20 protein-coding genes and 1 riboswitch are annotated in these 16,948 nt (G+C 70.2%); all 20 genes read left to right on the top strand.

The window, feature by feature from the left end; all coding sequences use genetic code 11:
- Positions 1–31 precede the first annotated feature (31 nt).
- The 20 genes from ACPXY0_RS07375 to ACPXY0_RS07280 all read left to right on the top strand — a co-directional run bounded on the left by ACPXY0_RS07375 (position 32) and on the right by ACPXY0_RS07280 (position 16,735).
- The gene (locus tag ACPXY0_RS07375; RefSeq protein ID WP_423929859.1) at positions 32–373 is read left to right on the top strand and encodes an FmdB family zinc ribbon protein; all 342 of its coding nucleotides are present in this window, start codon (positions 32–34) and stop codon (positions 371–373) included.
- Entirely contained in the window at positions 370–2,058 is a 1,689-nt protein-coding gene (gene argS, locus ACPXY0_RS07370) for an arginine--tRNA ligase (protein ID WP_423929857.1), read from the top strand. The genes ACPXY0_RS07375 and argS overlap by 4 nt, the downstream gene beginning before the upstream one ends.
- Positions 2,055–3,026: a PfkB family carbohydrate kinase gene (locus ACPXY0_RS07365; protein WP_423929855.1), complete on the top strand. Its 972-nt coding sequence runs from the start codon at positions 2,055–2,057 to the stop codon at positions 3,024–3,026. Before argS ends, ACPXY0_RS07365 begins: the two co-directional genes overlap by 4 nt.
- Positions 3,023–4,048: a phosphoribosylformylglycinamidine cyclo-ligase gene (gene purM, locus ACPXY0_RS07360; RefSeq protein ID WP_423929853.1), complete on the top strand. Its 1,026-nt coding sequence runs from the start codon at positions 3,023–3,025 to the stop codon at positions 4,046–4,048. Before ACPXY0_RS07365 ends, purM begins: the two co-directional genes overlap by 4 nt.
- Positions 4,045–5,205, top strand: coding sequence for a bifunctional diaminohydroxyphosphoribosylaminopyrimidine deaminase/5-amino-6-(5-phosphoribosylamino)uracil reductase RibD (ribD, locus tag ACPXY0_RS07355; RefSeq protein WP_423929851.1), 1,161 nt, complete (start codon positions 4,045–4,047; stop codon positions 5,203–5,205). Before purM ends, ribD begins: the two co-directional genes overlap by 4 nt.
- Positions 5,206–5,218: 13 nt before the next feature.
- Positions 5,219–5,833 carry a riboflavin synthase gene (locus ACPXY0_RS07350; protein ID WP_423929849.1) on the top strand — a complete coding sequence of 205 codons (615 nt, stop codon included), beginning with the start codon at positions 5,219–5,221 and terminating at the stop codon, positions 5,831–5,833.
- 50 nt (positions 5,834–5,883) lie between these two features.
- Positions 5,884–7,098, top strand: coding sequence for a bifunctional 3,4-dihydroxy-2-butanone-4-phosphate synthase/GTP cyclohydrolase II (locus ACPXY0_RS07345; RefSeq protein ID WP_423929847.1), 1,215 nt, complete (start codon positions 5,884–5,886; stop codon positions 7,096–7,098).
- On the top strand, positions 7,095–7,577 hold the full coding sequence (ribH, locus tag ACPXY0_RS07340; RefSeq protein WP_423929845.1) for a 6,7-dimethyl-8-ribityllumazine synthase: 483 nt from the start codon (positions 7,095–7,097) through the stop codon (positions 7,575–7,577). Before ACPXY0_RS07345 ends, ribH begins: the two co-directional genes overlap by 4 nt.
- Complete coding sequence (nusB, locus tag ACPXY0_RS07335) at positions 7,574–8,008, top strand: transcription antitermination factor NusB (RefSeq protein ID WP_423929843.1); 435 nt, start codon at positions 7,574–7,576, stop codon at positions 8,006–8,008. Before ribH ends, nusB begins: the two co-directional genes overlap by 4 nt.
- The gene (locus tag ACPXY0_RS07330; protein ID WP_423930600.1) at positions 8,005–9,162 is read left to right on the top strand and encodes a glycosyltransferase family 4 protein; all 1,158 of its coding nucleotides are present in this window, start codon (positions 8,005–8,007) and stop codon (positions 9,160–9,162) included. The genes nusB and ACPXY0_RS07330 overlap by 4 nt, the downstream gene beginning before the upstream one ends.
- A complete protein-coding gene (gene hpf, locus ACPXY0_RS07325; RefSeq protein WP_423929841.1) occupies positions 9,159–9,506 on the top strand; it encodes a ribosome hibernation-promoting factor, HPF/YfiA family in 348 nt (115 codons plus the stop codon). The genes ACPXY0_RS07330 and hpf overlap by 4 nt, the downstream gene beginning before the upstream one ends.
- Positions 9,503–10,459 carry an HPr(Ser) kinase/phosphatase gene (hprK, locus tag ACPXY0_RS07320; protein WP_423929839.1) on the top strand — a complete coding sequence of 319 codons (957 nt, stop codon included), beginning with the start codon at positions 9,503–9,505 and terminating at the stop codon, positions 10,457–10,459. Before hpf ends, hprK begins: the two co-directional genes overlap by 4 nt.
- Positions 10,452–10,847: a PTS sugar transporter subunit IIA gene (locus tag ACPXY0_RS07315; RefSeq protein WP_423929837.1), complete on the top strand. Its 396-nt coding sequence runs from the start codon at positions 10,452–10,454 to the stop codon at positions 10,845–10,847. The genes hprK and ACPXY0_RS07315 overlap by 8 nt, the downstream gene beginning before the upstream one ends.
- A gap of 15 nt (positions 10,848–10,862) precedes the next feature.
- Positions 10,863–11,342, top strand: coding sequence for a PTS sugar transporter subunit IIB (locus ACPXY0_RS07310; RefSeq protein WP_423929835.1), 480 nt, complete (start codon positions 10,863–10,865; stop codon positions 11,340–11,342).
- A complete protein-coding gene (locus tag ACPXY0_RS07305; RefSeq protein ID WP_423929833.1) occupies positions 11,339–12,037 on the top strand; it encodes a hypothetical protein in 699 nt (232 codons plus the stop codon). Before ACPXY0_RS07310 ends, ACPXY0_RS07305 begins: the two co-directional genes overlap by 4 nt.
- A complete protein-coding gene (locus ACPXY0_RS07300) occupies positions 12,034–12,762 on the top strand; it encodes a PTS system mannose/fructose/sorbose family transporter subunit IID (RefSeq protein ID WP_423929831.1) in 729 nt (242 codons plus the stop codon). Before ACPXY0_RS07305 ends, ACPXY0_RS07300 begins: the two co-directional genes overlap by 4 nt.
- 79 nt (positions 12,763–12,841) lie before the next feature.
- Positions 12,842–13,159 carry an HPr family phosphocarrier protein gene (locus ACPXY0_RS07295; protein WP_423929829.1) on the top strand — a complete coding sequence of 106 codons (318 nt, stop codon included), beginning with the start codon at positions 12,842–12,844 and terminating at the stop codon, positions 13,157–13,159.
- Complete coding sequence (ptsP, locus tag ACPXY0_RS07290; protein WP_423929827.1) at positions 13,147–14,889, top strand: phosphoenolpyruvate--protein phosphotransferase; 1,743 nt, start codon at positions 13,147–13,149, stop codon at positions 14,887–14,889. Before ACPXY0_RS07295 ends, ptsP begins: the two co-directional genes overlap by 13 nt.
- A 119-nt stretch (positions 14,890–15,008) precedes the next feature.
- Entirely contained in the window at positions 15,009–16,154 is a 1,146-nt protein-coding gene (gene metK, locus ACPXY0_RS07285; RefSeq protein WP_419941771.1) for a methionine adenosyltransferase, read from the top strand.
- Between the two features lie 20 nt (positions 16,155–16,174).
- Entirely contained in the window at positions 16,175–16,735 is a 561-nt protein-coding gene (locus ACPXY0_RS07280; RefSeq protein WP_423929824.1) for a bifunctional nuclease family protein, read from the top strand.
- Positions 16,736–16,782: 47 nt separating this feature from the next.
- A riboswitch (cobalamin riboswitch) is annotated at positions 16,783–16,923 on the top strand.
- Positions 16,924–16,948: the final 25 nt, after the last annotated feature.

Genomic DNA, 16,948 nt, shown 5'->3' with positions numbered 1-16,948 from the left:
AGGCTTCGAAACTCCGATCCGGGGACGCTGAATGCCGACGTATGAATATCGATGCCGGGGTTGCCGCCATGCGTTCGAGAGATTCCAGCGCATGTCGGACGAGCCCATCCGCGTGTGTCCGTCCTGCGGTGAGCGGCGGGTCGAGCGTCTCATCTCCGCCGGGGGCGGGATCCTCTTCAAGGGGCCCGGATTCTACGCCACGGACTACCGCCGGCCGGAGAGTAGAGGCGAGACGAGATCCGGATCGGAGGCCCCGGCCGACGCTGGCGATGGAGCGTTGAAGTCCGGTGCGGCCGCGGGCGACGGCAGTGGCAAGGCCGAGGGCGGCCGCGCCGCCACGAAACCACGTCGCGACCGGGACGCCGCCTCGTGACACACGACGCCGCGTTCGCCCGCCTCTCCGCGGCGCTCGAGTCCGCGCTCGCCGCGGCCGGAGCCCCGGAGGGCTTCTCGCCGACCCTCGAGCGGCCGCGGGATCCGTCCCGCGGGGACTGGGCGTCCAACGCCGCCCTCGTCCTCGGGCGGCGGCTCGGTCAGCCACCCCGCAGCTTGGCGGAGCGCGTGTGCGAGGTGATCGACCGGGATGCGGCCGGGATCGAGACGGCCGAGGTCGCCGGCCCCGGTTTCCTCAACTTCCGGCTCTCGGACCAATCGATCTGGCCCCGGCTGGCGGCCATTCTGGAGGCCGACACCTGTTGGGGCCGAAGTCGGGCCGTCCCGCCCCGGCGCGTGAACGTCGAGTTCGTCTCGGCCAACCCGACGGGTCCCCTGCACGTGGCGCACGGCCGCGGCGCCGCCCTCGGCGACGCGGTGGCTTCTCTCCTCGAATGGACCGGTCACGAGGTGACGCGGGAGTTCTACGTCAACGACGCCGGGCGGCAGATCGAACTGCTGGCGGAGTCCGTTGAAGCCCGCTACGAGGAGTCGGCCGGCCGTTCGGCGTCCGTGCCCGAGGGCGGATATCACGGCGAGTACGTGAGGGAGGTCGCCGCGCAGATCCGTGACACGGCCGGCGTCGACGTCCTCGCCTCGCTCGAGCCGGAAGGCCGCCGGACCCGCTTCCGGCAGGACGCGGTGCGGCTCCTCCGTGAGCAGCAGGCGCGGGACCTGTCCGCGTTCCGCGTCGAGATGGACCTCTTCTTCTCCGAGCGGTCGCTGTACCACTCCGGCGCGATCGGCCGCCTCCTCGAGCGCCTGGCGGCGCGGGGTCTGACGTACCGGGAGGAGGGGGCGACCTGGTTCCGGACCTCGGATTTCGGCGACGAGAAGGACCGCGTCCTGATCAAGAACGATGGCTCCTTCACCTACTTCCTGCCGGACCTGGCGTACCATCTGGACAAGGCGAAGCGCGGCTTCGATCTCGCCATCGACGTTTGGGGCGCCGACCATCAGGGGCACGAGAAGCGGATGCTGGCCGCGCTCGGGGGGCTGGAGTACGCGGACCTGCTCGAGGTGCTCATCATCCAGCTCGTCACGATCACGCGCGGCGGGAAGGAGGTCCGGATGAGCAAGCGGGCCGGCCGTTTCGTCACGCTCGGCGAGCTGGTCGACGAGACCGGGCCCGACGTCGCGCGGTACTTCTTCCTCATGCGACGCCCCGAGGTACACCTCAACTTCGACCTCGATCTGGCCCTCGACACGTCCGAAGCGAACCCCGTGTACAAGGTCCAGTACGCGCACGCCCGCATGTGCAGCGTGTTCAGGAAGGCGGGGATGCGACCCGAGGAGGTGGGAGCCGACTTCGAGGCCCCGACGGCCCCGGGGACCGGCGCGGAGCGTGACGTGGCCCTGGCGGTCCTCCGGCTTCCGGACATCATCTCGGCGGCCGCGGAGAGTCGGGCTCCTCACACGGTTTGCGCCTATCTGGAGGAGACTGCCGGGCTGGTCAACGCGTGGTATCACCAGGGCAACCTGGACCCGCAGCTCAGGATCCTGGCCGACGTGCGGGAGCGTGCCGCCCGGATCCGGCTCGCGCGCGCGGTGCAGATCACGCTTCGGAACGGTCTTCGTGCGCTGGGTCTGTCGGCCCCCGAGGCGCTCTCGCGGGCGGCGGCGTGACGGCCGTGGAGAGTGCGGGGAACGGCGTCCACCTCGGGCCGGCACCGATCCTCGTGGTCGGAAGCGTGGCGCTCGACGAGATCACGACGCCGACCGGGCACCGCGGCGAAGTGGTCGGGGGCACCGCCGTGAACTTCAGCGCCGCGGCGTCGCTCTTCGCCCCGGTCCAGCTGGTCGGGGTCATCGGAGACGACTATCCGACCGCCGAACTCGAGTTCCTCCGGAGACGGGGGACCGACCTGACGGGTCTCGAGCGCCGGCCGGGCCGGAGCTTCCGCTGGGGCGGCGTCTACCACCGGGACATGAAGACGCGGGATACCGCTTATACCGAACTGGGTGTGTTTTCGGAGTTCGAGCCCACCCTCCCGGCATCGTTCAGGGGTGCCGGCTGGGCGTTTCTCGGCGCGATCGACCCCGCGCTCCAACTGAGCGTGCTCGATCAGCTCGCTGCCCCGCGGCTCGTCGCGTGCGACACGATGAACTACTGGATCGAGCGGACGCCGGAGCGGCTGGGGGATGTCATCTCGAAGATCGATCTCCTCACCCTGAACGACGAAGAGGCGCGGCAACTCTCCGAGGAGCCGAACCTCACCCGCGCGGCACGCTGGATCCAGCGGCGGGGGCCGCGGCACGTCGTGATCAAGAAGGGCGAGCACGGCGCCGTCCTCTTCTCCGGCGACGACATCTTTCTCAGCACCGGGTTCCCGCTCGAGAACGTGGTCGACCCCACCGGCGCCGGTGACGCCTTCGCGGGCGGGCTGCTCGGGTATCTGGCCCGTTGCGGATCCGTTACGGGTTCGGAATTGCGCCGTGCGATCGTGTACGGGTGTGCCCTCGGTTCCTTCGCGTGCGAAGCCTTCGGGGCGGGCCGGATTGCGCGGCTCACCGCGGCCGAGGTGGAGGAGCGGGTGCGAAGCTTCCGGGAGATGACGACATTCGACATGCCGGCTCGACGGGTGGAGACATGAAGGACGGTTTGACGTACCGCGACGCGGGGGTGGACCTCGAAGCGGCGCGCACGACGAAGGCGCGCCTCTCCGAACTCGTGCGCCGCACCCGGACCGACGCGGTGAGTTCGGATTTCGGTTCGTTCGGAGGGCGCTTCCGCGCGACGCCGGGCCGGGAGCTGGTCGCGAGCGCCGATGGCGTGGGGACGAAGCTCAAGATCGCGTTCACGGCGGACCGCCACGATACGGTGGGCGCGGATCTCGTGAACCATTGCGTCAACGACATCCTCGTCGAAGGAGCCCGGCCCCTGGTCTTCCTCGACTACGTCGCCTGCGGCGTCCTGGATCCGGACACCGTCACGAGTGTCGTGGCCGGCCTCGCGGAGGCCTGCCGCGAGAACGGGTGCGCGCTGCTCGGCGGCGAGACGGCGGAGATGCCGGACTTCTACGCCGAGGGCGAGTACGACCTCGCCGGGTTCATCGTCGGCGAAGTCGCCTGGCCGGAACTCGCCCGACGGGAGCTTTCGGCCGGCGATCGCCTCATCGGACTCGCTTCGAGCGGGGTTCACACCAACGGCTACAGCTTCGTACGCGCGCTCTTCTTCGGACGGCTCGGGCTCGGAGTGCACGACCCCTTCCCCGGGAGCGAGGCGTCGGTGTCCGAGGTCCTGCTTCGCCCCCATCGGAGCTATCTCCCGCTCCTCGCACCGAGCCTCGACGCGGGCCGGATCAGGGCCCTGGCCCACATCACGGGCGGCGGGATTCCCGGCAACCTGGACCGGGTGATCGGCGGGGACCTGGACGCGGTCGTGCGTACGGACGCGTGGCGGCGTCCCCACGAGTTCGAGGTCATCGCGCGCGAGAGCCTCGCGGACGAGGCGGAACTCTTTCGGATCTTCAACATGGGTGTCGGCATGATCGCCATCGTTCGGGCCGGAGATGTGGGCCCCGTGCTGGGCCAGGCGCGCGCCTCGGGCTGCGACGCGTTCGTATGCGGCGAACTCGTCGAGGGCACGGGAAGAGTCCGGCTGGAGGGGGTGTGACCGTGCGCAGATTCGACCCGATCGCGGGTGCCCCGCCCAGCCGCACCGAGGATGTCCGGCATATGCGCGAGGCGTTGGCCCTGGCCCGCAGGGGGCTGGGCCGGGTGTCGCCCAACCCCCTCGTCGGGGCGGTCGTGGCGCGGGGGAAGCAGGTCCTCGGGACCGGCTGGCACAGCGAGTACGGCGGCGATCACGCGGAGGTCGTCGCGTTGCGGGAGGCGGGCGCTCGCGCCGCGGGCGCGACGCTGTATGTGAGCCTCGAACCGTGCCGCCACACGGGGCAAACGCCGCCCTGCACCGCTACGATCATCCGATCTGGCATCCGGCGCGTGGTGATCGCCTGCCGCGATCCCAATCCGGAGGCCCGCCACGGGGCGGAGGTGCTGCGGCAGGCGGGCCTCGATGTCGAGATCGGAATTGAGGGCACCGCCGCCAAGCGGCTGAACGCCCCATTCCTCTGGTTCCACCAGGAGTGGGTTCCCTTCGCGTCGCTGAAACTCGCGCTCTCTCTCGACGCGAAGCTCGGGGCGGAGCGCGTCCGAACCCCCGTGACCGGGATACGGGCGCTCGACGAAGTTCACCGCCTGCGGGCCTGCCACGACGCGATCCTCATCGGGCGCAGGACGGTGGCGGTCGACGACCCTCTCCTCACGGCCCGGGGAGAGGAGCAGCCGCGAGTCCCCCCCGTGCGGGCGGTGCTGGATACGACCCTCAAGCTGGATACGCGAAGCCAGCTCGTGCGCACCGTCGAACAGGCGCCCGTGTGGGTGTTCGCCGATGCCGCGGCGGAGGGCTTCGAGGAGCGGGCGGCGCCGCTCCGGGACGCGGGCGCCGAGGTGATTGGAGTGCCGCGACGCGACGAGCACTCCCTGAGCGTGAGCGCGGTCTGGAACGAACTCGCCATGCGCGGCGTCCTCTCCGTCCTCATCGAGGGTGGGGGGCAGGTCGCCGCGGCGACGCTGCGCAAGGGCCACGTCCAGAGAATCCACGCATTCCTGGCCCCCGTCTTCTTCGGGGAGGGAGGGGTACCCGCGTTTCCGGGGCTCGACCCCTCGTCGCCGGGCGATTGGCGTCCGGTCCAGCGCGAATCGCTGGGGCAGGACACCCGGATCGTGTTCGAGCACCGGCGACTCGACGAAGTACTGCGCAGGCTCTGAGCGGTCGAGAGAAGTGTTCACCGGCATCGTGCAGGCGGTCGGCGAGGTGGCGGACCGGGAGCAGCGGGCGGACGGCCTGCGGCTCACGATCGCCCGCGTCCCGTTCGTCGACGGACTGGAGCCGGGCGACTCCGTTTCCCTGGCGGGCGTCTGCACAACGGTGGTCGACATCCACGCCCGCGATGAAGCGTTCGGCGTCGATGTGGTGGAGGCCACGCTGGCGCGGACGACGATCGGCGACTGGCGGGTCGGCGACGCCGTGAACCTGGAGCCCGCGCTGCGGGCGGGGGACCCGCTGGGCGGCCATCTCGTGCAGGGACATGTCGACGGCGTCGGTACGGTGGCCACCGCGTCGTGCGAGGGTTCATCCGGGATGCTCGAGATCTCGCTCCCGGGCGGGATCGAAACCGTGACCGTACCGCAGGGGTCGTTCGCGATCGACGGGGTGAGTCTGACGGTGAACCGCCTCGCGGGCGCCATCGCGCGATTCGCCATCATCCCTTATACATGGAGCCACACCACCCTGGGGTGCCTCACGCCCGGCGCGCGGGTCAACGTGGAGGCGGACCTGATCGGCAAGTACGTCGCTCGCGCCGTCCGCTCGTACTCGACGCCCGCGGCGGGTTGAGGCCAGGCGCCGCTCGCATGAACCCGGGAAACCGACTTCGGCTGACGGATATGCCCACAGACACCGTGGAAGCTGCGATCGCCCGCATTCGCAGCGGGGGAATGGTCATTATCGCCGACGACGAGGATCGCGAGAATGAAGGCGACCTCGTCTGCGCGGCCGAGCTGGTGACGTCCGAGAACATCAACTTCATGTGTACGCACGCGCGGGGCCTGATCTGCCTCACCCTGCCCGAGGAGATGGCCGACCGGCTGGATCTCCCGCTCATGACGAACGACAAGCTCGCCGACCCCAACAAGACCGCGTTCACCGTCTCGATCGATGCACGGCAGGATTTCGGGGTGTCGACGGGGATCTCGGCCCAGGATCGCGCCCGGACAATTCGCGTGGCCGTGGACCCCCAGACCCGCCCCACCGATCTCATGCGGCCGGGCCACATCTTCCCGCTGCGGGCCAAGCCCGGAGGCGTGCTCCAGCGGGTCGGCCAGACCGAGGCCTCGGTCGATCTCGCGGGGCTCGCGGGGCTCACGCCGGCGGGCGTGATCTGCGAGATCCTGAACCCCGATGGGACCATGGCGCGCCGCCCGGAGCTCGAGGTCTTCGCCGCGGAGCACGACATTCCGTTCATCACGGTGGCGGCGCTCGTCTCGCACAGGCTCCGCACGGAGAGCCTCGTGCGGCGCATCGCGGAAGCCGAACTCCCGACGCCGTGGGGGGACTTCCGCATCGTGGGGTACGCGAACGATGTGGATGAACGCGAGCACGTCGCGCTCGTCCGCGGCGACGTGGCGGGGAAGAAGGATGTCCTTGTTCGCGTTCACTCCCGGTGTCTCACGGGGGATGTCTTCCATTCCCATCGCTGCGACTGCGGAGATCAGCTCGAGGCCGCCATGCGCATGGTCGTCGAGGCCGGGGCGGGAGTCATCGTCTATCTCGACCAGGAGGGGCGCGGCATCGGGCTTCTGAACAAGCTCCGCGCCTACGAACTGCAGGACGAGGGACACGACACGGTTGAGGCGAACGAGGCTCTCGGCTTCCCGGCAGATCTCCGGAACTACGGCATCGGGGCGCAGATCCTCGCCGATCTCGGGCTGCACTCCATTCGAATCCTGACGAACAACCCGAAGAAGCTGGCCGGGCTGGAGGGCTTCGGTCTCGTGATCAGCGACCGCATCCCGCTCGAACTCGGCCCCGTCGACGATCGCGTGATCCCCTATCTCGAGGCCAAGCGCAAGAAGCTGGGACACCTCTCCGGGTCCGCGTGAGGACGAAGTCGGACGCTCCTCCCGGCGACCCGGCGGTCGACGGTGTCGGACGGCGGGTCTGCGTCATCGTGAGCCGCTTCAACTCCGCGGTCACCGAGCGATTGCTGGAAGGCGCCGCGCGGACCCTCGTCGAGCGCGGCGTGGCCGCGGAACACCTCGACACCGTGTTCGTCCCGGGGGCGTGGGAACTGCCCTTCGCCGCTCGCGAAGCGGCCGTGCGCGGCTATGACGCGATCGTGGCGCTGGGCTGCGTGATTCGCGGCGAGACGGCGCATTTCGACCATGTGAGCCGGGGGGCCGCCGACGGCCTCGCGCGCGTGCAACTGGACACGGGCGTCCCGGTGGGCTTCGGCGTGCTCACGCCGGACAACCTCGAGCAGGCGCTGGCCCGAGCCGGCGGCGAACTCGGGAACGCGGGCGTGGATGCGGCCCGGGCGGCGCTGGAGATGGCCGCTCTCCGCGGGCGGCTGAACGCGTGACGCGCCCCGCCCGTACACACGTCCGCTCGCGGTCGCGCAGCTGGACGCTGAACCTGCTCTACGCCTGGGAACTCGGCGGCGACGGGACGCCGCTGGCGTACGCGCAGCGGACGCTGGCGCACCGCACGATGTCCGAACGCTACCGGCCCCATGTCGAGCGCCTGCTCGATACGGTGGGCCGCAACCTCGCCGAGATCGACGCCGCGATCGTGCGGCACGCCTCCAACTGGCGACTCGAACGCCTGCACGCCATCGATCGAAACATCCTTCGCATCGGGATCGCCGAACTGCGCTGGTTCGACGATGTGCCGCCCAGGGTGACGATCCACGAGGCCCTGAAGCTGGCGCACCGGTACGGGAGCCCCGGCAGCCCCCGTTTCCTGAACGGGGTCCTCGACGCGGTCCGGAAGGCGGGCGAGGTCGAGTCCTGAGCGACCCCGGGGCTCGACCGCTCCGGATCCTCCTCCTCAACTGGCAGGATCGGGAGAACCCGGAGGCTGGAGGAGCCGAACTCCACCTGCACGAGGTCTACGGCCGCCTCGCGGACCGGGGGCACGAGGTGCGCGCCGTCGTCGGAGGGTGGCCCGGGGCGCCACGCTTCGCGAGGCTGGACGGAATCGAAGTCGAGCGCGTCGGGGGCCGGTACAGCTACGCGGCGCGGGCCCGGAGCGCGGCCGTCCGCACCGTGCGGAGCTTCGCGCCGGACCTCGTGGTCGAGGATATCAACAAGATTCCGCTCTACTCGCCGCTGTGGGTCGGCGTGCCCGTGGTCGCCCTCGTCCCGCATCTCTTCGGCGCGACCGCCTTCGCGGAGGCGCGTTTTCCCGTTGCGGCGGCGGTGTGGGCGGCGGAGCGCGCGATCCCGCGCGTCTACCGGCGTTGTCCCTTCCAGGCCATCTCGGAGAGCACCGCGCTCGATCTCACGAAGCGCGGCCTGCTCGCGCGCGACATCACCGTCATCCCCCCCGGCATGGACCACGACACGTATCGTCCCGGGACCCCGCGGGATCGCGCGGAAGAGCCGACGCTGCTCTATGTGGGACGTCTGAAGCGATACAAGGGCCTCGACATCCTGTTCGATGTCCTCCCCCGGCTGCGGGAGCGGATCCCCGGGGTCAGGCTCGTCATCGTCGGGCGCGGCAGCGACGAGGCTCGACTCCGGCGACTCGCGGCCCGTTACTCGTCGGGGAAGCCGGGGAAGGACGTGCGCCTTTTGGGGTACGTCTCGGAGGAGGAGAAGGTGGGCTGGCTGCGCCGGGCGTGGGCCGTGGTCTATCCTTCGCCGAAGGAAGGGTGGGGGATGACCAATGTGGAAGCTGCCGCCTGCGGGACGCCGGTGGTCGCGAGCGATTCACAGGGGTTGCGCGAGTCCGTCGACGAGGGAAGATCGGGACTCCTCGCGCGGCACGGAGACGTCGAGTCGTGGACGCAGGCGCTCCTGCGGGTTCTGGGGGACCCGGCCACGCGCGACCGGCTGGGGAAGGGTGGCATCGCGCACGCCGCCCGTTTCTCGTGGTCTCGTGCAGCGGACGAGACCGAAGCGCACCTTTACCACACAATCGACAACCCTGATGAGGATCGATGAAAACCATCATCACCGCGCGCAACACGGATGTGTCGGACCTTCGCGACGTCATCGAGGCGCGCTTCCAGCGCCTGGAGCGTTTCGAGCCGCGCGCATCGAGAGCCGAAATCGTGTTCACGCGCGAGAAGATGTCGGTGCGGGCCGCGGCCGTGGTCAGCGTCGACCGGGGACGGCCCGTGCACGGCGAGGCCGAGGGGCCGGATCCGCGCACGGCGCTGGACCGGCTCACGGAGAAGCTCGGCAACCAGCTGCGCCGCAATCACGACCGGTACCATGAACACGCGGCCCCCCCCATGGACGAACTCTTCGGCGATCCGCTCGACCGCGACGGCGCGACCGGGTGACGCTCACCGTGGCGTCGCTCCTGCGGCGCAAGAGGGAGGCCTTTTCCCTCGCGGTCCTCGCGGGGGAGTCCGGGCTGGAACGGGAGATCCGCGTGCCGGAGGTATCTTCGCCGGGGCTGGCGCTGGCCGGCTACACCGAGCGCTTCGTCGCGAAGCGCGTCCAGATCTTCGGCCAGACCGAGATCGCCTATCTCAACAGTTTGACCGGGTCCGAGCGCGCCTCCGCGCTCGAGTTCGTCTTCCGCTCCGGCGTGCCGTGCGCCTTCGTCACCAAGAGCCAGGAACCGCCGCGACAGCTGCTGGCGGCGGCTGATTCCGGGGGTGTCACCCTCCTGGAGACGCCGCTCAAGACCGGTGACTTCTATCGGCGGCTGCAGCCCTACCTCGAGGAGGAGTTCGCGCCCCGGACCTCCATCCACGGGTCACTCGCCGACGTGTACGGGATCGGCCTTCTCTTCACGGGCCCATCCGGCAGCGGGAAGAGCGAGTGCGTTCTCGACCTCGTCGAGCGCGGGCACCGGCTCGTCGCTGACGACCTCATCCTCGTCCATCGACGGCAAGGCGACATTCTCCTCGGGCGTGCCCAGGAGCACCAGCGGCATCACATGGAGATCCGCGGGGTCGGGATCATCGATGTGAGGGCGATGTTCGGGATCCGGGCGGTGCGGCAGCAGAAGCGGATCGAAGTCGTGGTTGAACTCGAGGTCTGGGGCGCGCGCGACGACTACGAGCGGACCGGTCTCGAGAAGGAGGAGTGCGAGATCCTGGGTGTGAAGCTGCCGAGAATCCGGATCCCTCTGAATCCGGGCAAGAACATCACGGTCATCGCCGAGGTGGTGGCGATGAACCACCTCCTCCGGTACTCGGGGGAAGACCCGGCGACGGCCTTCGAACGGGATCTCATCGAGCGCATGCGGCCGGTGCAGGACTACCTTGAGTCTGACGATGAGTGAGGGCGTCCGGGGCGTGGTCGTGGCGCACGCGGAGCTGGCTCCCGCCCTGGTGGCCGCGGTGGAGACGATCAGCGGGGTGACCGGCGCGCTGCGACCCGTGAGTAACGAAGGGCTGGGGCCGGATGCGCTGCGCGAGGTCATCCGGGAGACGGCCGGGAGCGACGGGACCCTCCTCTTCGTCGATCTCGCCGGAGGAAGCTGCGCCATGGCAGGCCTCAGGCATGTGAGGGAGAACCGGGATGCCGCCTGCATCACCGGCGTCAACCTCCCCATGCTGCTGGACTTCGTCTTCCACCGGGAGTTGCCGCTCGACATCCTCGTCGCCCGGTTGCTCCGAAAGGGGCAGGGCGGGCAGCAGGCCCACCCGGGCTTCTCCCGGACGGGCTGAGTCCGGGAGAAGCGCATGCCCTTCAAACTCTTCCGAATCGACGAACGGCTGATCCATGGCCAGGTGATCGTCGGCTGGGGCAACCGCCTCGGGCTCCAATTCTACGTGATCGTGGACGAGGTCCTCGCCGCGAGCGACTGGGAGCAGGAAATCTGGGCCAGCGCGCTGGGCCGGGAGGCGACCGCAGAGTTCCTTCCGGCGCTGGAGACCGCGCGGCGCTTCGCGGAACTCGAGGCGCGCCCGGGGCGGAGCGCTCTGCTGACGCGGAATACGGCCACCATGCGGGCGCTGGCGGAGTGCGGCTGCCTCGACGGCCGGGCGGTCAACGTCGGCGGCCTGCACGACGGACCGGGACGGCGGAAGGTCCTCGACTACCTCCATCTGTCCCGCGACGAATTCGAGGATCTGAAGGCGATCGGCCGCCACGGCGTCGTGTCCGCCCGGGACGTGCCCACGGCGCGCGAGGTGCCGCTCAGGGATCTCGAGCCCCGATGATGGGCATCGAACTCTCGCTCGGGGACTGGCTGCTCGCCTGCGCCCTGGGGAGCATCGTCGGTCTGGATGCGGTGTCCTGGCCCCAGGTGATGTGGTCACGGCCGATCGTGGCGGCCACGCTGGGCGGGCTCCTCTTCGGTGCCCCTGCCGGCGGGTTCCTCGTCGGCACCTGGCTCGAACTCGTCCTGTCCCGCCACCCGCCGTTCGGAGGCGCGCGGCACGCCGAGACCGGGCCGGCGGCCTTCACGGCCGGCGCCGCGTACGGGATGGCCCAGACCGGTGCGGTCATCGGGGTGCCGGCCGCCGTCGTCTGCGGCTGGGCGATCGGCTGGGCCGGGGCGTACTCGGTGACCGTGCTCCGGGTCGCGACGGCTCGCCTCTGGGCCTCGTCGGGCCGCGCCCGCGGCGGCGCGGCCGCCCTCGCGCGGCGCCACAGGCTGGCCATGCTGATGGACGGGGCCCGGGGGGGGCTCCTTGTCGCCTCGCTGCTCGTGCCATCCGTGCTCTTCGTGCGCCTCCTCTCGACGCAGCCGCCCGGCAGCTTCGGCCTCGCGTGGTCGCCGGCCCTCGCCGCGATCGGCCTGGCCGGCATGGGCGGGGTTGCCGCGCGGGCGCTCGGCACCCGGCGACGCGACTGGCCGGGCCTGGCAGCGGGCGGGCTGCTCGGCGCCCTGCTCGCGGGAGTTCTCGCGTGAGGCCGCGACGTCGGGACTTCGCCCGGGCCCTGTTGCGCAGCTTTTCCATCCAGGGGTCGTGGAACCACCGGGCGATGACCGGACCCGGGATGGCCTTCGCTCTCTCGCCGCTCCTGACGCGGATCCACGCGGACGACCCGGCCGCCCTCGACGCGGCCCTGGAACGTCACGCCAGCCCGTTCAACGCCCACCCCTACATGGCTCCCGTCGCGATCGGCGCCCTGGCGCGCCTCGAGCACGAGGGGGAGGATCCCGACACTCTGCTGCGCTTCCGCTCTGCGTTGCGGGCGCCCCTCGGGGCGCTGGGAGACGAAACGATGTGGGCGGGCTGGCGCCCCTTCTGCGCCTCCGCCGCGGCCATCGCCTTCCTCCTCGGATTCGATGCCGTCACGGCGGCCGCCGGCTTCCTCGTCGTGTACAACCTCGGGCACTTCGCGCTCCGGCTCTGGGGGCTGCGATGCGGATGGAAGGCGGGCCGTGGCGTGGGCGCCGCGCTGAGGAGAGTTCCTTTCCGGAGGCTCGCGCGGGTCTTCGTCCTCGCCAGCCAGGTGCTCATCGGCGCCCTCGCCGCCATCCTCGTCGCGCGCGTCCCGGGGGGCGCGCCGTCGCCGTGGATCGTGGGGGTGGCGGTCGGCGCGGGGCTGAGTGGTTATGTTGTGCCCCGTCACATCTCGAGGGTCGCGCTGGCGAGCCTGCTCGTCGCCTGTTTGGCGTGGTTCCTGTGAGCATGTGGATGGCCGCCGGCACCCCCGGCGAAGTGCGGCCCGAGACCAATCGTTCGCTCGACCGGAGCGAAGGGTATCCGTGAAGACACGACACGAAGGAGCGGTTCGTATTCGGAACCGGCTGGGGATGCACGCCCGGCCGGCGGCCGAGTTCGTGCAACTGGCCAGCCGGTTCGATGCCGAAGTGTGGGTGGAGAAGGAGGAGATGGAAGTGAACGGGAAGAGCATCATGGGCGTGATGATGCTCGCGGCGGAGGCCGGGTCCTCGATTCGCATCCGGGCGGAGGGGTCCGATGCGGCGTCGGCCATCGACGCCCTCATGGCGCTCGTGACGTCGGGCTTTTCCGAGGAACTCTTCACGGACGGAGCGAGTACGGAGCCCCCGTGCGAGAGATAATCCACGGCATCGGCGCTTCTCCGGGCCGGGCCCTGGGGACCGTCCGGCGGCTCGAGGCGCACCCGTGGCGGCCCGAACACCGGACCATCGCGGCGGACGCGGTGGAACGCGAGGTCGAACGGTTGGAGGAGGCGCTCCGATGGGCCGCCGACCGCCTCCGTGAAACCCGCGAGCGCGCCTCCCGTTCGCTGGGCGAGGTCGAGGCGAACATCTTCGACCCCCAGATCCTCATCCTCTCGGATCCGGATCTCGTATCGGGCACCATCCGCTACATCCGCGAGAACTTCCTCTCCGCGGAGCGCGCCTTCGATTGGCGCCTGACGGAACTCCGCACCGCGATCCTGGACGCGGGGCACCTCATGGTCGTGGACCGCCTCGCCGATCTGCGGGACATCCGCTCCCACGTGCTCGCCCGTCTCGCCGGTCACGAGGGAGACCCGCTCGCGCTCCCGAAGGAGGAGGCGGTGATCGTGACGGAAGACCTGACGCCGCAGGTCGCGGTCCGGCTCGATCCGGATCTCGTGCTGGGCGTCGCGAGCGGGTCCGGGTCCCGGACGTCGCACAGCACACTCCTCGCGCGGTCGCTCGGCATCCCGGCGGTCGTCGGACTCGGGCGCGGTCTCGCGAGCGTCGCGGATGGGGATGCGGTGCTCCTCGATGGCGGCACCGGCCGGGTCGTCCTGAGGCCGGAGGCCGCCGAAGTGGCGGCGCACGTCCGGAGAGTCCGGCGCTTTTCGGAGGTCCGGGACGTCGGGTTCGAGCGCGGCCCGTTGTTCACGGCCGACGGGGTGCGCGTGCACCTGCGGGCGAACATCGACCAGCCCCACGACGTCCCCGCCGCGCGCCGCGCGGGCGCGGAGGGGGTCGGCCTGTTCCGGTCCGAGTTCCTCGTCATCGGCCGGCGCGTGATCCCGAGCGAGGAGGAGCAGTACGAGGCCTACCGCGAGGTCGTCGAGGGCTTCCCGAGACATCCGGTGACGCTGCGCACCTTCGATATAGGCGGCGACAAGTTCCCCCTCTTTCTCGACATTCCACCCGAAGCAAACCCGTATCTGGGGTGGCGCGCCATCCGGGTGTGCCTGGACCGGCCGGCGCTGTTCCGGAACCAGCTGCGCGCCGCGATCCGGGCGGGCGGGGAGGAGAGCCGCATGCGGATCCTCGTCCCCTTCGTCATTTCCGAGGCGGAGATCCTGCGCACGAAGGAGATCGTGGACGGCGTGCGGGAGGAACTCGGTCATCCGCGGCGGGTCCCGTTCGGCGTCATGGTGGAGACACCGGCCCTGGCGGAGACGCTCGATCTGGTCGGACGCCACCTCGACTTCATCAGCCTCGGTACGAACGACCTGACCCAGTATTCGCTCGCCGTGGACCGCGGGAACGCGCGGCTGCAGCACCTGTCGGACCCGCTTCACCCGGCGATGGTGCGCAGCTATCGCCGCGTGTTCGACGCCGCGAGTGACCTGGAGCTCGAGATCGGGGTGTGCGGCGATCTGGCGGCCGACCCCATCGGCCTCGCCCTGCTGCTCGCCCTCGGCTACCGGGACTTCAGCCTCGCCCCCGCGTCGATCCTGGAGGTGCGCGAACTCGTGGGCCTGCTCTCCACGGTGGAGCTGGAGCGGGTCTGGGCCAGCGGCGCCCTCGCCGCTGGAGGGGCGGAACTGCGCCGACAGCTGAGCGGCTATCTGGCGGAGGCGGTCCCCTCGAGTCCCCCGTCGCTCTCGATGCCCTAGCCGCCCGCGGCAGGGGGCCGTCCGTGGCCACGTTGCCTGGGGGGTGCCCGGCGGCCACTATCTTGGCCGCCCCGAGCAAAGCAGCGTCACGGCGCAAACCTCTGATTCGGAGAGCCAGTTTGGTCAAGGGGACACAACCGTTCTCCTCGGAATCGGTCACCGAGGGCCATCCCGACAAGATCGCCGACCAGATCTCCGACGCGGTCCTCGACGGGATTCTGTCGGAAGACCCCGAGGGCCGGGTCGCCTGCGAGACACTCGTGACGACGGGACTCGTCCTGATTGCGGGAGAGATCACGACCCGTGCGAAGATCAACATCTCCGAGATCGCCCGTTCGGTGTTGCGGGATATCGGATACACGCGGGCCGAGCACGGCATCCAGTGCGACCAGTGCAGCGTCCTCACCGCGATCGACGAGCAGTCGCAGAACATCGCGCAGGGCGTGGATGTCGGCGGTGCCGGCGACCAGGGGATGATGTTCGGGTATGCGACGGATGAGACGCCTGAATTGATGCCGCGGCCCATCATGCTGGCACACGGGCTGGTGCGGCGTCTCGCCGAAGTCCGGAAGTCCGGCGAAATCCCGTGGCTCAGGCCGGACGGCAAGGCCCAGGTGTCCGTCCAATACCGCGATGGGGAGCCTGTCCGGGTCGATACCGTCGTGGTCGCGGCCCAGCACGACGAGGGTGTCGGGCAGGACGCGATCACGGAGGCGATCATCGACGGGGTCATCACCCCGGTGCTCCCCGCGGAGCTGCACGACCGAAACGAGGTCCGATATCACATCAACCCGACGGGCCGGTTCGAGATCGGCGGACCGCAGGGGGACGCCGGGCTCACGGGCCGGAAGATCATCGTCGACACGTACGGGGGCATGGGGCGGCACGGGGGCGGCGCCTTCTCCGGCAAGGACCCCTCGAAGGTGGACCGATCCGCGGCCTACGCGGCGCGCTGGATCGCCAAGAACCTGGTGGCGGCGGGTCTTGCCCGGCGGGTCGAGGTCCAGCTCGCGTATGCGATCGGAGTTGCGGAACCCGTGAGCGTCATGGTCGACACCTTCGGTACCGGAAGCGTGAGCGACGGCGAACTGGCTCGTCGCGTATCGGACGTCTTCGATCTGAGACCGCGTGCGATCATCGAGCGGTTGGGGCTGCGCCGCCCGATCTACCGCCGGACGGCCACCTACGGTCATTTCGGTCGGAGGGCCAGGGACGGAGGGTTCGCGTGGGAACGTACGGATCAGGTCGAGGCGCTCGCGGGATGACGGCGGTTGGAGGGGCGTCCGTGAGTGAGAGCACCATGTGCGAGGTCACGGTGGCCAGCCTCGGGCTCGACCGGACCTCGGGGGCGCCGATCGTCATCCTGAAGGAGAAGGAGGGGGAGCGCATCCTCCCGATCTGGATCGGGCCGGGGGAGGCGTCCGCGATCGCGATGGAACTGGCCGGCGTCCGGTTCGCCCGCCCCCTCACGCACGATCTGTTCAACGCCGTCGTTCGCGGGCTCGGAAGCGCGTTCGTGCGCGCCCTCATCACGAAGGTCATCGACAACACGTACTACGCATCCCTCGTCTTCCGCCGGAACGGCGAGTTCATCTCGATCGATTCGCGCCCCAGCGACAGCATTGCGCTCGCCCTCCGGGCCGAGGCCCCGATCTATGCGGAGGAGGGTCTGCTGGAGACTTCTCCCTTCGGAATCGCGGAGGGGGGTCTGGAGGACCCCACGGAGGACCCCGCCGACGACCCGCAGGGTGTCTCCGAGACCGGGGAGGTGGCGAGTTCGGAGGAGGCGCTCAGCGACTACCTCAAGAACCTGGATCCGGAGGACTTCGGACGCTTCGAGCCCTGAGCGGTCCCCCGCCGGGGCTCGCTTGCGGGTGCCATCGCGGTGCGCGCATCTTCCGGCCACGCTCGGAGACATGGACGGGCAAACGGAAGCCGGTGAGAATCCGGCGCGGCCCCGCCACTGTGAGAGGCCCGCGTCGCAGCGCGGAAAGAGCCTCGAGCCAGGAGACGTGCTCCTCCATGCCCCTACGCAAGCTCTTCGCGGGAAGAGCGGGGC

Source organism: Candidatus Palauibacter sp. (assembly GCF_965237495.1).
GTDB lineage: Bacteria > Gemmatimonadota > Gemmatimonadetes > Palauibacterales > Palauibacteraceae > Palauibacter.
This window is presented reverse-complemented; position numbering and strand designations above follow the sequence as displayed.

Excerpts from the sequence above, each read along its gene's own strand:
- ACPXY0_RS07375 (WP_423929859.1), top strand. The coding sequence starts at position 32 with ATGCCGACGTATGAATATCGATGCCGGGGTTGCCGCCATGCGTTCGAG.
- purM (WP_423929853.1), top strand. The coding sequence starts at position 3,023 with ATGAAGGACGGTTTGACGTACCGCGACGCGGGGGTGGACCTCGAAGCG.
- ACPXY0_RS07345 (WP_423929847.1), top strand. The coding sequence starts at position 5,884 with ATGCCCACAGACACCGTGGAAGCTGCGATCGCCCGCATTCGCAGCGGG.
- hpf (WP_423929841.1), top strand. The coding sequence starts at position 9,159 with ATGAAAACCATCATCACCGCGCGCAACACGGATGTGTCGGACCTTCGC.
- ACPXY0_RS07315 (WP_423929837.1), top strand. The coding sequence starts at position 10,452 with ATGAGTGAGGGCGTCCGGGGCGTGGTCGTGGCGCACGCGGAGCTGGCT.
- ACPXY0_RS07310 (WP_423929835.1), top strand. The coding sequence starts at position 10,863 with ATGCCCTTCAAACTCTTCCGAATCGACGAACGGCTGATCCATGGCCAG.
- ACPXY0_RS07305 (WP_423929833.1), top strand. The coding sequence starts at position 11,339 with ATGATGGGCATCGAACTCTCGCTCGGGGACTGGCTGCTCGCCTGCGCC.